This is a genomic window from Bradyrhizobium sp. UFLA05-108 (assembly GCF_059803455.1).
In genome coordinates, this window is sequence record NZ_JBANAZ010000029.1 from 1 (window position 1) to 13,582 (window position 13,582).

At 64.1% G+C, this 13,582-nt stretch carries 12 protein-coding genes and 1 pseudogene; 5 read left to right on the forward strand and 8 right to left on the reverse strand.

All coding sequences use genetic code 11. The features are described 5' to 3' along the window. Positions 1 to 72 precede the first annotated feature (72 nt). A complete protein-coding gene (locus tag SO140_RS21590) occupies positions 73 to 1,590 on the reverse strand; it encodes an acetyl-CoA acetyltransferase (protein WP_449379627.1) in 1,518 nt (505 codons plus the stop codon). Between the two features lie 126 nt (positions 1,591 to 1,716). Next, positions 1,717 to 1,848, reverse strand: a pseudogene (locus SO140_RS21595) (nitronate monooxygenase); the annotation flags it as partial. Between the two features lie 246 nt (positions 1,849 to 2,094). On the opposite strand from SO140_RS21595, the gene yghU reads away from it, so the two are divergent. After that, entirely contained in the window at positions 2,095 to 2,976 is an 882-nt protein-coding gene (yghU, locus tag SO140_RS21600; protein WP_449379626.1) for a glutathione-dependent disulfide-bond oxidoreductase, read from the forward strand. Positions 2,977 to 3,104: 128 nt separating this feature from the next. Here yghU and SO140_RS21605 read toward each other — a convergent pair whose 3' ends face one another. The 3 genes from SO140_RS21605 to SO140_RS21615 form a co-directional block, all read right to left on the reverse strand. Beyond that, a complete protein-coding gene (locus SO140_RS21605) occupies positions 3,105 to 4,379 on the reverse strand; it encodes an acyl-CoA dehydrogenase family protein (protein ID WP_498543083.1) in 1,275 nt (424 codons plus the stop codon). Between the two features lie 265 nt (positions 4,380 to 4,644). Continuing rightward, complete coding sequence (locus SO140_RS21610; protein WP_449379624.1) at positions 4,645 to 5,022, reverse strand: VOC family protein; 378 nt, start codon at positions 5,020 to 5,022, stop codon at positions 4,645 to 4,647. Positions 5,023 to 5,148: 126 nt separating this feature from the next. Beyond that, a complete protein-coding gene (locus SO140_RS21615; protein ID WP_449379623.1) occupies positions 5,149 to 5,928 on the reverse strand; it encodes an SDR family NAD(P)-dependent oxidoreductase in 780 nt (259 codons plus the stop codon). A 171-nt stretch (positions 5,929 to 6,099) separates the two neighbouring features. Between SO140_RS21615 and SO140_RS21620 the strand changes: the two genes are divergently transcribed. Genes SO140_RS21620 through SO140_RS21630 form a run of 3 tightly spaced genes read left to right on the forward strand, consistent with a single transcriptional unit; the run spans position 6,100 to position 8,265 of the window. Beyond that, a complete protein-coding gene (locus tag SO140_RS21620) occupies positions 6,100 to 6,888 on the forward strand; it encodes an enoyl-CoA hydratase/isomerase (protein WP_449379622.1) in 789 nt (262 codons plus the stop codon). A gap of 10 nt (positions 6,889 to 6,898) precedes the next feature. Then, positions 6,899 to 7,885 (forward strand): phosphotransferase family protein, encoded by a 987-nt coding sequence (locus SO140_RS21625; protein ID WP_449379621.1) that lies wholly within the window; start codon positions 6,899 to 6,901, stop codon positions 7,883 to 7,885. A 2-nt stretch (positions 7,886 to 7,887) separates the two neighbouring features. Continuing rightward, positions 7,888 to 8,265, forward strand: a complete 378-nt coding sequence (locus SO140_RS21630) for a DUF6285 domain-containing protein (protein ID WP_449379620.1) — start codon at positions 7,888 to 7,890, stop codon at positions 8,263 to 8,265. Between the two features lie 164 nt (positions 8,266 to 8,429). Here SO140_RS21630 and SO140_RS21635 read toward each other — a convergent pair whose 3' ends face one another. Beyond that, positions 8,430 to 9,209 (reverse strand): enoyl-CoA hydratase-related protein, encoded by a 780-nt coding sequence (locus tag SO140_RS21635; RefSeq protein ID WP_449379619.1) that lies wholly within the window; start codon positions 9,207 to 9,209, stop codon positions 8,430 to 8,432. A 212-nt stretch (positions 9,210 to 9,421) separates the two neighbouring features. Between SO140_RS21635 and SO140_RS21640 the strand changes: the two genes are divergently transcribed. After that, a complete protein-coding gene (locus SO140_RS21640; protein ID WP_449379618.1) occupies positions 9,422 to 10,696 on the forward strand; it encodes an acyl-CoA dehydrogenase family protein in 1,275 nt (424 codons plus the stop codon). Between the two features lie 170 nt (positions 10,697 to 10,866). On the opposite strand, the gene SO140_RS21645 is transcribed toward SO140_RS21640, so the two are convergent. After that, positions 10,867 to 12,447 (reverse strand): fatty acid--CoA ligase, encoded by a 1,581-nt coding sequence (locus tag SO140_RS21645; RefSeq protein WP_449379617.1) that lies wholly within the window; start codon positions 12,445 to 12,447, stop codon positions 10,867 to 10,869. A gap of 259 nt (positions 12,448 to 12,706) precedes the next feature. Beyond that, positions 12,707 to 13,579, reverse strand: coding sequence for an SDR family oxidoreductase (locus SO140_RS21650; RefSeq protein WP_449379616.1), 873 nt, complete (start codon positions 13,577 to 13,579; stop codon positions 12,707 to 12,709). Positions 13,580 to 13,582: the final 3 nt, after the last annotated feature.

A 13,582-nucleotide genomic window follows, 5' to 3' on the forward strand; every position in this document is an offset into this window, starting at 1 on the left:
GATGCCTTCACCCCCGAGGAATGCGCCAACTACCTCAAAAATTCAGGCTATCGAACTTAATGCCATCACGCTTTAGCTCACCTTCCACTCGGGCACGCCGTCTTCCGCCATCGCGATCCCGCCGAGCGATCCTACGGGCGTGCGGTCCATGTTCAGCAGATGCGCCAGTGTCGCGTTGTCGCTTGCCGGAATGCGCGCCAATGTTCGCCGGTCGTCCTCCGTGCGCAGCATGACGACGCCGTGCTCGACGTTGCCATTGCGGCCGTAGAGTACCGTAAAGCTCTCGACTTTGCCCGGGCCTGAGGCCTCGGTCACGAACTCCGGCACCGCGCGCTTGTTGCGGTCGGCATCAAGCTGCACACTCGAGGCCTGCGCCAGCGCCGCGCGCGGCGGCGTTTTCGAGAGCACGAGCCCGTGGTGCTTGGTGACGAAACCGCCCTGGCCGTAGAGCAGGCCGAGTTTCGCGCCACCGCGCAATTTGCGCACCATCGCGCAGGCCGCGTGGGTCATGTAGTTATTGAGCGGTGCGCCGAAGAAGGTAAGGCCGCCGGTCACGGTCGGCTGCACATCGGGCCCGAGCCCCAGCGTCCGCCGCGCCATCTTCGGCACGCAAGGAAAGCAGCTATACAGCTCGATTGCGTCGAACTGCGTGCCGTCACCGCCGGCGAGATCCATCACCGCCTTCAGCACCGCATTCTGCGGATGGCTCTCATAGAACTGATCGCGCGGGAGATAGTCGCGCGGCTCCTCGGCCGAGGCGCCACCGAGCGGATAGACCAGCCGGTCCTCGGCAATGCCGGCCGCGCGCGCCTTCGCAAGGCTGGTGAGCAGCAGCGCGCCGCCCATGTTGACCATTGGGTTGGCGACCATGAGTTTCGTGCAGGGCCACGCGATCAGGCGGTTGTCCGCGGTCGGCGTCGTGATCTCGGCCGGCGCAAAGCGCCGCTTCAACCAGGCGTTCGGATTTTGCGCGGCGGCCTCCGAATAGCGCGACCACAGCGTGCCTGATTCCGCCATCGCCTCGCGCGGCGTCTGCCCCCAATGCGCGGAGGATGCGGCCTCGTAGAAGGGATAGACCGTGACGGGACGAAACACGCCGAGCTTCACGGCGAGCGGCTTCTGGAACGCTGCGCCGCGCTTCGGCTCTTCGACGTCATGCGCAAACGGCGTCCATGGCAGTTTTGCTCCGGCGCGTTCCGCCTTGGTCGCGGTCGATTGCGCCTCCGCGCCGCAGACGGCGGCCACACTGCATTCGCCGCGCGCGATGCGCTGCGCCGCCTCATGCAGATAGCGGATCGGGCTCTCGCCGCCGACCGGCCCGTAGTAGCAATGCGAAGGTTGAACAGCGAGCCGCCGCGCCAGCAGCTTTTCGGGATCGCGATAGCGCCAGCTCAGGAAGTTGACGACGTCGAGCGATTGCACCTCGCCAAGCAGCCTTGCGCCAGCATCTTCTTCGGCCCGCCGGAGCGCCTGTTCGAGAAGATCGAGCGGCTCGAGGCCCGCGGTGATCTCCTTGGGACGATCGACGATCTCGCCGATGCCGACGATGACGGGAACGCGGTCTGGGGGGATGCTGGTCTTGCCTGTCATGACTTCCAATTCACGGTGTCGGTTATTTCGTCATTGCGAGCGAAGCGAAGCAATCCAGGCTGTCTCCGCGGAAAGATTCTGGACGAAGTAGCGTGCCCGCGCATTGCCCGCGGCGGCCGCGCGGGCCGGCGTGTGCACGGTGGCGCCCAGCACGCCAAAATCGCCGGCGCGGCTCACGGCGGCCACGACGTCGCGGCAATGGCTGAAGGCGAACAGGAGGAACTTGATTCCCCGCATCTCGCAGATAGGCGATTTCATCTGTCTCTCCCCGGCGGCCGCCTTCGCGTTGCTCTTGCTTTGGCGAAAACGCTGGCTTGGCCTCGCCACCATGCAAAGCCGCTTCGCCATGGGCTTCTTGCGTGTAGGCGCCGGACGGACGGAGCACCCCGGCCATGACGAAACGGGGAGGGCGCCCATCCGCCAATGCAACCCGGCGCTCTTGCCAATCTCGCCGGTATCGCTAGCTAACAGCCCACGCGCCCTTCCGCGCTGGAGCTCTTTTTCATGACCGACGCACCCGCCTATGAGCCGCCCAAAGTCTGGACCTGGAATAAGCCGAGCGGCGGGCAGTTTGCCAGCATCAACCGGCCGATCGCAGGCCCGACGCATGACAAGGAGCTGCCGGTCGGCCGGCATCCGTTCCAGCTCTATTCGCTGGCCACGCCGAATGGCGTCAAGGTGACCGTGATGCTGGAGGAGCTGCTTGCGCTCGGCCACAAGGGCGCGGAATACGACGCCTGGCTGATCAATATCGGCAAGGGCGATCAGTTCGGCAGCGGCTTCGTCGCCATCAATCCGAACTCGAAAATCCCCGCGCTGCTGGACCGCTCCGGTCCCGAGCCGATCCGCGTGTTCGAGTCCGGCTCGATCCTGGTCTACCTTGCCGAAAAGTTCGGTGCTTTCCTGCCGAAAGATATCAAGACGCGTACCGAAGCGATGTCCTGGCTGTTCTGGCAGATGGGCAGCGCACCCTATCTCGGCGGCGGCTTCGGTCATTTCTACGCCTATGCGCCGACCAAGATCGAATACGCCATCGATCGCTTCGCGATGGAAACCAAGCGCCAGCTCGACGTCCTCGACCGGCGGCTTGCGGAGAGCGAGTACCTGGCGGGCGGTGACTACACGATCGCCGACATCGCGGTCTGGCCGTGGTATGGCGCGCTCGCCAAGGGGCTCGTCTATGGCGCTGGCGAATTCCTGTCCGTGCAGGACTACAAGAACGTGCAGCGCTGGACCGATCAGATCGCCAAGCGCCCGGCGGTGAAGCGCGGCCGCATGGTCAACCGCGTCTCCGGCGACCCCGCAAGCCAATTGCACGAGCGTCACGACGCTTCCGACTTCGAGACCAAGACGCAGGACAAGCTTCAGACGGCGGCTGCGTCGTAAGCCCCTCCACGAGTTGTAGTCGTAGGGTGGGCAAAGCGAAGCGTGCCCACCGCTCATGTCAACCAATGCGGAAGGATGGTGGGCATGGCGCGCGAAGAGCGCGCCCTTGCCCACCGACAGCAACAGGCTTACGGCATGCTCAGCTCATGCCGTCCCACCACCATCCAGTGCACCTCGTCCGGGCCATCTGCAAAGCGCAGGTGGCGAACGTCCTGGTACATCTCGGCGAGCGGCGTCCATTGCGAGATGCCGGTGGCGCCGTGCATCTGGATCGCCTGGTCGATGATGGTGCAGGCGCGCTCCGGCACCATGGCCTTGACCATGGAGACCCAGACGCGCGCCTCCTTGTTGCCGAGCACGTCCATGGCCTTTGCCGCCTTCAGCACCATCAGCCGCATCGCCTCGATCTCGCAGCGCGCCCTCGCGATGATCTGAAGGTTGCCACCGAGATGGGCGATCTTCTTGCCGAAGGCCTCGCGCGTGAGGCCGCGCTGCACCATCATGTCGAGCGCCTTCTCGGCCTTGCCGATGGTGCGCATGCAGTGATGGATACGCCCGGGTCCAAGGCGGAGCTGCGAGATCTCGAAGCCGCGGCCTTCGCCGAGCAGGATGTTGTCTCTGGGCACGCGCACATTGTTGAAGCGCATATGCATGTGTCCGCGCGGCGCGTGGTCCTGGCCGAACACGTGCATCGGTCCCAGGATTTCGACGCCGGGCGTGTCCTTCGGCACCAGGATCTGCGACTGCTGCTTGCTCGGCGGCGCATCGGGATTGGTCTTGACCATCACGATCATGATCTTGCAGCGGGGATCGCCGAGACCCGAGATGTAATACTTCTCGCCGTTGATCACCCATTCGTCGCCGACCAGCTTTGCAGTGGTCGAGATGTTCTTGGCATCGGATGAAGCGACGTTCGGCTCCGTCATCGCGTAGGCCGAGCGGATCTCGCCGTTCAAAAGCGGCTTCAGCCACGTCTCCTTCTGCGCCTTGGTGCCGACGCGCTCCAGCACCTCCATGTTGCCGGTGTCGGGCGCCGAGCAGTTCATGGTTTCCGAAGCCAGCGGGCTCTTGCCGAGCTCGACGGCGATATAGGCGTAGTCGAGGTTCTTCAGGCCCTGGCCGGTGTCGTCATCGGGCAGGAAGAAGTTCCAGAGGCCTTCCTCCTTGGCCTTGTTCTTGGCCTTCTCCAGCACCTCGAGCTGACCCGGCGTAAAGCTCCAGCGGTCGTCCTTCTTCTCGCCATGCTTGATGAACTCCACCGCCATCGGCTCGACGGTCTCGCGGATGAACTTCTTCACGTGGTCATAGAGCGGCCGGACCTGGTCAGACATTCTGAGATCATTGAGCTCGTCGCCGGGATTGAGCGTGTAGTTGGTGGTGCGGGGCACATAGGCGTGTTTCATTCTTGTTCCTCCCGATTGAGTGGGCCGCGATTGCCGCGACAATAGACGCGGCGAGGTCAAAGCGCGAGCGTGGTTTTTTGAATCGATGTAGATCAAACAGCGTTTGAAACGCCATGCCCGCCGCAGTCCCCGGCGTCATCGCCCGACTTGATCGGGCGATCCAGTACTCCGTGAGATCAGTGAGTCCAACGAGAGGCCGCGGCGTACTGGATTCCCCGCCTTCGCGGGGAATGACAGCTTCGATTGGGCGGGAGCGATTGCCCGCTCACACCATCCGGTGCATCGCGCAGATCTTGTTGCCGTCGGGATCGCGCAAGTAGGCGAGGTAAGCCTTGCCCGCCGCGCCCTCACGAATGCCGGGAGGATTCTCGCAGGTCTTCCCGCCGGCCGCGATGCCGGCCGCGTGCCAGGCCTCGACCTGTTCGGGCGAATTGCAGGCAAAGCCGATGGTGCCGCCATTGGCGTGCGTCGCAGGCTCGCCATTGATCGGCTTGCTCACCGAGAACACGCCGGCCCTGGTGACGTAGAAGATGCGATGGCCGTCGACCCGCGCCGGCCGCACCTCGAGTGTCGCCAGCAGCTTGTCGTAGAACGCCTTGGCCTTGTCCAGATCGTTGGTGCCGATCATCACGTGCGAGAACATTGCTCTTTTCCCCCTGTTGTTGTGACTCAGTTTGTAGGGTGGGTTAGCGAAGCGTAACCCACCAATCTCTTTCACGCGGATAATTCCATGGTGGGTTACGCCTTCGGCTAACCCACCCTACAAATCTCAAAACGCGGTATAGCCGCCGTCGATCACGAATGTATCCGCCGTGTGATAGGATGATGCCTTGCTCATCAGGTACACCGCGATGCCGCCGAAATCGGATGGCTCGCCGAAGCGCCGCTGCGGAATCCGTGGCATCACGTTGGCGACGAATTTCTCGTTGGCCATGATCCCGGCGGTCATGTCGCTCCTGATCCAGCCCGGCAGGATCGCGTTCGCGGTGACGCCGTAGCGCGCCAGCTCGACGCCGAGCGCGCGCACCAGCGCGTTGATCGCGGCCTTGGTCGCGGCGTAATGCTCGTTACGCGCGGTGCCGAAGATCGAGGCGAGGCTCGAGGTTGCAACCAGCCGGCCGAAGGGATCGCCGGCATTGGCGCGGTCGGTCATGTGCCTGGCCGCGGCCTGGAAGGCGTGGAACACGCCGTCGAGATTGGTCGCAAACATCGAGCTCCATTCTTCCTCGGTGCGTTCGATGAAGGAGCGCCGTCCGCCGCCGCCGATGCCGGCATTGGCGAAGCAGCCGTCGACCCGGCCGAACGTGTCGAGCGTCGCCTTCATCGCCGCATTCACTGACGCAGGATCGGTGACGTCGCAGACGCGGGCATCGACCTTGCCGGGCGAGCCGGCCATGCTGGCGACGGCAGCCTTGTTCTTCTCGGCGTTGCGGCCCCAGATCGAGACGTTGCAGCCTTGTGCGGCCAGCGCCTGCGCGATGCCGAGCCCGATACCGCCATTGCCGCCGGTGATCACGGCGACGCGGCCGGTGAGATCGAAAATGGTCATGGGTGTTTCCCCGCTGTTTCTTGGCATGACGCGCATCAGCCTGTGCGCACAAGATTGTCCGCTATGTCCCGATCACCATGGACAAGCCGCCGACAAAAATCAAATATGCGCTCCGACGAAAAGCAATTCCGGTCTGCGGAACATCGCGGCCGCAACGGGGGTGAGGAAACCATGCAGTTCAAACACGTCGCGCTCGATTTCGACGGGCCGGTCGCCATTCTGAAGCTCAATCACCAGGAGGTCATGAACGCCGTGTCGGTGGACATGCTGGGCGGGCTCACGGAGGCGCTCGACGAGATCGAGGAACGGAAGAGCGAGGTCCGCTGCGTGGTGCTGACCGGCGCGGGGCGCGCGTTCTGCACCGGCGCGAACTTGCAGGGCCGCAACAATCAGTCGAAGAAGACCAAGGCCGGCCTGACACTCGAGACCGGCTTTCACCCGTTCCTGCGGCGGATCCGCAATCTGCACTGTCCAATCGTTACGGCGGTCAACGGTCCGGCTGCCGGCGCCGGCATGAGCTTTGCGCTGCTCGGCGACATGATCCTATGCGCGCGATCGGCCTATTTCCTGCAAGCCTTCCGCCGCATCGGCCTCGTGCCCGATTGCGGCTCGACCTGGTTGTTGCCGCGCCTCGTCGGCAAGGCGCGGTCGATCGAGCTGTCGCTGATGGGCGAGCGGCTGCCGGCGGAAAAGGCGCTGGAATGGGGCCTCGTCAACCGCGTCCATGACGACGGCGCGCTGATGGAGGAGGCGATGAAGCTCGCGCATGAGCTTGCCAACGGGCCGACGGTGGCGCTGTCGCTGATCCGCAAGCTCTATTGGGACAGCCCGGAAAATTCCTTCGAGGAGCAGCTCAATCTCGAATTCCAGTGCCAGCTTCGTGCGGGTGACACCGAGGATTTCCGCGAGGGCGTCGGCGCCTTCCTCGAGAAGCGTCCGGCCAAATTCAGAGGTAAATGATCAGAGGCAAATGATCGAGGCGGAGCTTTCGCGTAGCGTCGCGCGCTGGTGTCCTGGGGCAACCGGCGTCACGGGGGCTGCAAAACTGTCCGGCGGTGCCAACCAGGAAAGCTGGCGCTTCGACATTCTGCATCCCAATGGGAACGTTGGCGCGATCCTGCGTCGTGCGTCGAGGGACTATCGCGTGGCGCCGTCGCGAGCGGCAGGCTTCGTCGCCGAGGCCAGGCTGATGCAGCTTGCATACGAGGCGGGAGTGCCGTCGCCGCGCGTGCTGCATGTCCTGACGGCGGAGGACGATCTCGGCACCGGGTTCATCATGCAGCGGGTTGAGGGTGAGACGATTGCCCGCAAGATCTTGCGGGACGATGAGTTCGCCGCGGCACGCCCGCTGCTGGCGCGCCAGATCGGCGGCATCCTCGCCGGCCTGCATAAGCTGCCGCAAGCCGAGCTGCCGGAGCTTCGCCGCATGACCGCGAGAAAGGAGCTCGACGAGTTGGAGCGCGACTATCGCAACTTCAACTGGCCGAAACCGGTGTTCGAACTTGCGCTGCGCTGGCTGCGTGACCACGATCCCGGTCCGTCCGACGAGGTGACGTTGGTCCACGGCGATTTCCGCAACGGCAACCTCATCATTGGGGCGGATGGCGTGCGCGCGGTGCTGGATTGGGAGCTCGCTCATCTTGGCGATCCCATGGAGGATCTCGGCTGGATCTGCGTCAACTCCTGGCGATTCGGCGAGATCGACAAGCCGGTCGGCGGTTTCGGCCCACGCGAGGAAATGTTTGCCGGCTACGAGGCTGCTGGCCGCAGGGTCGATGCGGCGCGGGTGAAGTTCTGGGAAGTGATGGGCACGCTGCGCTGGGGATTGATGTGCGGCGCCATGATGCAGCGGTTTCGCGCTGGCCCCGATCATTCCATGGAGCGCGCCATGATCGGCCGCCGCGCCTCAGAGACCGAAATCGACCTGTTGCGCCTGCTGGCGCCGCGAGGGAGCTGAGCATGCAGGACGAGCCGAGCCCGATCGAGCTGACCCATGCGGTCGCCGATTTCCTCCGCAGTGAGATCGTGCCGCTGATCTCCGGCCACCAGGCATTCAAGCTGCGCGTCGCCATCAACGCCCTCGACCTCGTTGTGCGGCAGTTGACTCTGGAGGAGGGGAGTGATGGGCGCGAGATGACGCGGCTGCGCGTGCTGCTCGGCATGGACGGCGCGTTGACCGAGCTCAATCGCGCGCTCGCCGAGCGCATCGCGAAAGGCGAGCTGGACCTTGCGACGCCGGGGCTCGCCGAACATCTCTGGCAGACCACGATGGACAAGCTCGCCGTCGATCAGCCGAATTACGCATCGTACAAGCGGGAGTTGTCGAGGGGTGGATGATCCAGCCCCATTCGCAGCCGTCATCGCCCGGCTTGACCGGGCGATCCAGTACGCCGCGGCAGTTGTTATGAATATCGCTGCCTCTGGAATACTGGATGCCCTCGCTTTCGCGGGGCATGACACCGGTGATGTGAAAGGGCCCTCGCCATGACAGGCGCAGAGCCCTACCGTCCCAGCCACTTCGGCGGCCGCTTCTCGGAAAACGCCTTCGGCCCCTCGATGTAATCCTGCGAGGCCACCATCGCCTTCACCGCCGGGTACTCCCGCTGCTCCTCGATCGCCTGTTCCAACGACACGGCGAGCCCCTTCTGGATGGTCTGCTTCGACGCGCGGATCGACATTGGCGAGTTCTTGGTGATCATCTCCGCCCAGCGCAACGCTGACGCGAGCGCTTCGCCCTGCGGCACCACCTCGTTAACGAAACCGAGCTCAAGGCCCTCCTTGGCGCTGACGTGGCGCGCGGTGAGGATCATGCCCATGGCGCGCTTCAATCCGATCTGCCGCGGCAGACGATGCAGGCCGCCGGCAAGCGCGGCGAGGCCGACGCGTGGCTCGGGCAGCGCGAAGGTCGCATTCTCCGAGGCGATGATCAGGTCGCAGGCGAGCGCGATCTCGAAGCCGCCGCCCATCGCGACGCCATTGACGGCGGCGATGATCGGCTTGTCGCAGTCGAAGCGCGAGGTGAGGCCGGCAAAGCCGCCCTTGTCCCAGCCGCGTTTTCCTCCCGCCGCCTGCCATTTCAGGTCGTTGCCGGCGCAGAACGCCTTGTCGCCGGCTCCCGTAACGATCGCAACCCACTGCGCAGGGTCTGCCGAGAAATCGTCGAACACCTTGTTGAGCTCGAAATGCGCATCGATATGCAGCGCGTTGTAGACCTCGGGCCGCGACAGCGTGACGATGGTGAGCGGACCCTTGCGTTCCACCTTGGAAAATTTCAGCTCCATGATCGCTCCCGCATTTTCTGTTGGAAGGAATTGATCGCCATACTAACGCGCGGCCGGACCTCAGCACCATCCAATTGCGCAAGCGCGCATTGCGTAACCGGCGCCTCTCGGCTTGCTTGACTTGCCAGCGCTCTTCTCACCTTATTCGAGGCAAGCAAAAAGCGCGTAGCGCCTTAACGCAAAACAACAAGATAGCTCCGGGAGAGACTGCCGTGGATTTCTCATTGCCTGCCGATCTCGTCGCCTACCTCGGAGAGCTCGACCGTTTCATCGAACGCGAGATCAGGCCGATGGAGGAGGCCGACGACAACATCCGCTTCTTCGATCATCGCCGCGAATGGGCGCGCACCGATTTCGAGAATGGCGGCCTGCCGCGGCATGAATGGGAGGCGTTGCTGCGCAGGGCGAAGGATTGCGCGGATGCCGCCGGCCATCTGCGCTTCGCGGTGTCCCGGCAATATGGCGGCAAGGACGGTTCCAACCTCTGGATGGCCGTCATTCGCGAACATTTCGCCGCAAAGGGTCTCGGCCTGCACAACGATCTTCAGAACGAGCATTCCATCGTCGGCAATTTCCCGGTCGTGACCATGCTGGACCGCTACGGTCGCGACGACCAGAAGGCGATGATCGACGGCTCGATCAAAGGCAAGTATCGCATCACCTTCGGCCTGACCGAGCCGCATCACGGCTCGGATGCCACCCACATGGAGACGCGTGCCGTTGCTGCGACGCGCGACAACGTCAAGGGCTGGATCATCAATGGCCAGAAGATGTGGACGACCGGCATGCACGTCGCGACCCATTGCGCGCTGTTCGCGCGCACGTCAGGCAATGATGGCGATGCGCGCGGCATCACCTGCTTCCTGGTGCCGGCGACCAGCCATGGTGTGAAGGTCGAGGAGTACATGTGGACCTTCAACATGCCGACGGACCATCCCCGTGTCAGTTTTACGGACGTGTTCGTGCCCGGGGACGCGCTCTTCGGCGAGGTCGGCCGCGGCCTGTCGCTCGCGCAGTGCTTCGTGCACCAGAACCGCATCCGTCAGGCCGCAAGCTCGCTCGGCGCTGCGGTCTATTGCATCAACGAAAGTGTCAAATACGCGCGCGAGCGAAAGCCCTTCGGCAAGGCGCTCGCGGAGAACCAGGCGATCCAGTTCCCGCTGGTCGAACTCGCCACCCAAGCCGAGATGCTGCGCCTGTTGATCCGCAAGACCGCGTGGGAAATGGATGGGCTCACCGAGGAGCAGATCGAGCGAACGCTCTCCGACCGCGTCTCGATGTGCAACTACTGGGCAAACCGCCTTTGCTGCGAAGCCGCCGACCGCGCCATGCAGGTCCATGGCGGCATGGGCTATTCACGCCATAAGCCCTTCGAGCATATCTACCGGCATCACAGACGCTACCGCATCACGGAGGGGAGCGAGGAGATCCAGATGCGGAAGGTGGCGGGATTTTTGTTCGGGTATATGGGCCCGGGGAAGCATTGAGGCGCGAAGTCGTAGGGTGGGCAAAGCGACTCATCCGCCGTAGCTCGAAGGGCGAAGGCGGAAGCGTGCCCACCACTTCTGCCGAAGACGCGGTGGGATGGTGGGCACGACGCTTCGCGCCTTTGCCCACCCTACGGAATCTGCGCGCGCCCCGAGACGACGAGCGAGAATCAATTCACCCTTCGATCCTTGCCCGCCCAATACGGCTCGCGCAACTGTCGCCGCAAAATCTTGCCTGACGGATTACGCGGCAGCGCGGGGATGAACTCCACGCTCTTCGGGGTCTTGAAACCGGCGATCCGTTCGCGGGTGAAATTGATGATGTCGGTGGCGCTGGCCTCCTTACCGGGCTTCATCACCACGATCGCCTTCACCGCCTCGCCCCATTTGTCGTCGGGCACGCCGATCACGGCGGCTTCTGCCACATCGGGGTGGTCGCACAGCGCGCTCTCGACCTCGGCCGGATAGATGTTCTCGCCGCCGGAGATGATCATGTCCTTGATGCGGTCATGGATGTAGAGGTAGCCGTCCTCGTCCTGGTAGCCGGCATCACCGGTGCGCAGCCAGCCGTCGGCGCGAAGCGTCGCGGCGGTTGCCTCCGGCAAGTTCCAGTAGCCCGCCATGTTGGAGCCCGAGCGTGTCGCGATCTCGCCGACCTGGCGCGGCGGCAGCGGCTTGCCATTGGCATCAAGGATCGCGATCTCGACGCCCGGCAGCGCCTTGCCGGCGGAGCGCATCCGCTCCAGCCCCTCGACATGATCCTCCGGCGGCAGCGCGACGATCGTGCCCGTCGTCTCGGTCATGCCGTACATCTGCACGAATCCGCACTTGAAGACCTCGATGCATTCCTTCAGCAGCGCCGCCGGGATCGGTGAGGCGCCATAGAGCATGTATTTCAGGCGCGAGAAATCGACCGTTTTTGCGCGCGGCTGGCGCACCACGAACTGCATTGCCGCCGGCACCATGAAGAGTTTCGTGATGCCCGACAGCTCGAAGAAGTCGAGCACCTTTGTCGGATCGAACTCGCGCGCGATCACGCCGCGGGCGCCATGATAGAGTCCCATCACACCCCAGCCTGAGCCGCCGATGTGGAAGATCGGCATCGCGACCAGCGACACGTCGTCGGTCGACCACCTGTTCCACTCAGGCTTGTCCTGGGCATTTCCGGTCTGAACGAGATTGAGGAAGTTCGCATGCGACAGCATCGCGCCCTTCGGCTTGCCGGTGGTGCCGGACGTATAGAGCTGGATCGCAATGTCCTTCGCGTTGATCGGTACGTTCGGGTCGTTGCCTTCTTGCGCATCGCGCCAGGCGGTGAAATCGGGCCATTCCGGCGCGCCGCCTTCGGTGGTGATCACGCTGCGCACGTTCGGCAGCTTGTCCCTGATCTGGCGCGCCAGCGCGATGAACTCAGGCCCGACGAACAACACCGGCGCCTTGCAGTCCTCCACGATGAACGTAACTTCCGGCCCCGCGAGCCGCCAGTTCACCGGCGCCATCACCACGCCGGCTTTCATCGCACCCATCAAAAGCTCGAAGTAGACGTCGCTGTTCTTGCCGAGATAGGCGATGCGGTCGCCATGCCTGACGCCCATCGCGAGAAGCGCATTGGCGACCTTGTTCGTCTTGACGTCGAATTCGGTAAAGCTGGTGAGGCGTCCCTCGAACTCATAGGCGGTGGCGTTGCCGCGGCTCTTCGCGCGCTCGCGCACCATCTCGGCGAGGTTCGCCAATGGCTGTGATGTGGACATGTCTCTCCCGTGGCGTCTTGTTTTTATGCCGCGGAGTGTGGCGTCATCCGCAGGTAAAGACAATACGGGGGAGGGGAGCTTCGGTTTCGTGTCCCGGACGCGCTGCAGCGCTCTCCCGGCGAAGCGAAGCTTCGTCCGATGCGCTGCTGCGCAGAGCCGGGACCCACACTTTCGCGCACGTGCGAGCAGGCTGGGCCCCGGCTCTGCAACGCATCACGCCGCAAGCGCCCCGCGCTGCGTTGCGTCCGGGGCACGAGACCTAGCCCCTCGCAGCCCGGTCCTTCTCGTTCTGCGCCATGATGGACTCCCGCGCCGCTTTCCAGTCGTCGTCGCTCCAGTCGCGGAGCTGGTAGAAATTGCCGCCCATGGCCAGCGCCTGCCCGCCGTCCATGGCGATGGTCTCGCCGTTGATCCAGTCGCAGCCGCCGGAGATCAGGAACACGGCGAGATTCTGCAATTCCTCCATGCTGCCGACGCGGCCCATCGGGTTCATCGCTTTGGTGCGCGCGCCGGCCTCGTCGCCCGGCTTGATGCGCTTGCTCATGCCTTCGGTTGGAATTTCGCCCGGCGCAATCGTGTTCAGCCGGATGCCGTGGCGGCCCCATTCGGTCGCAAGCGACATCGTCATGGCGTGGATCGCGGACTTGCTCATCGCTGACGGCACCACGTAGGGCGAGCCGTTGCGCACCCAGGTCACGGTGATCGACACCACGTTGCCCGGCTGCTTCGCGGCGATCCAGCGCTTGCCGACGGCATGCGTCACGTAGAACGTGCCGTGCATGACGATGTTGGCGACTGCGTCGAAGCCGCGCGGCGAGAGCTCTTCCGTGCGCGAGATGAAATTTCCGGCGGCGTTGTTGATGAGGTCGGTCAGCGCGCCCTCGCGAAAGATGTTCTCGATCATCTCCTCGACCGCGAGCGCGTTGCGGATGTCGACGCCATGGCTGGTGACGCGGCCGCCGTAGAGGTCCATCAGCTCAGTCGCGGTCTCGTCGCACACGATCTTGCGCCGGCCGCAGATGTGCACCTCGGCGCCGAGCTGGAGAAAGCGCGCCGCCATCGACTTGCCGAGACCGGTGCCGCCACCGGTCACAAGGATGCGCCGGCCGGCCAGAAGATTTTCCTTGAACATGGC

Coding starts and splice junctions, on each gene's coding strand:
- SO140_RS21590 (WP_449379627.1), bottom strand. CDS start 1,590: ATGACAGGCAAGACCAGCATCCCCCCAGACCGCGTTCCCGTCATCGTC.
- yghU (WP_449379626.1), top strand. CDS start 2,095: ATGACCGACGCACCCGCCTATGAGCCGCCCAAAGTCTGGACCTGGAAT.
- SO140_RS21605 (WP_498543083.1), bottom strand. CDS start 4,379: ATGAAACACGCCTATGTGCCCCGCACCACCAACTACACGCTCAATCCC.
- SO140_RS21610 (WP_449379624.1), bottom strand. CDS start 5,022: ATGTTCTCGCACGTGATGATCGGCACCAACGATCTGGACAAGGCCAAG.
- SO140_RS21615 (WP_449379623.1), bottom strand. CDS start 5,928: ATGACCATTTTCGATCTCACCGGCCGCGTCGCCGTGATCACCGGCGGC.
- SO140_RS21620 (WP_449379622.1), top strand. CDS start 6,100: ATGCAGTTCAAACACGTCGCGCTCGATTTCGACGGGCCGGTCGCCATT.
- SO140_RS21625 (WP_449379621.1), top strand. CDS start 6,899: ATGATCGAGGCGGAGCTTTCGCGTAGCGTCGCGCGCTGGTGTCCTGGG.
- SO140_RS21630 (WP_449379620.1), top strand. CDS start 7,888: ATGCAGGACGAGCCGAGCCCGATCGAGCTGACCCATGCGGTCGCCGAT.
- SO140_RS21635 (WP_449379619.1), bottom strand. CDS start 9,209: ATGGAGCTGAAATTTTCCAAGGTGGAACGCAAGGGTCCGCTCACCATC.
- SO140_RS21645 (WP_449379617.1), bottom strand. CDS start 12,447: ATGTCCACATCACAGCCATTGGCGAACCTCGCCGAGATGGTGCGCGAG.
- SO140_RS21650 (WP_449379616.1), bottom strand. CDS start 13,579: ATGTTCAAGGAAAATCTTCTGGCCGGCCGGCGCATCCTTGTGACCGGT.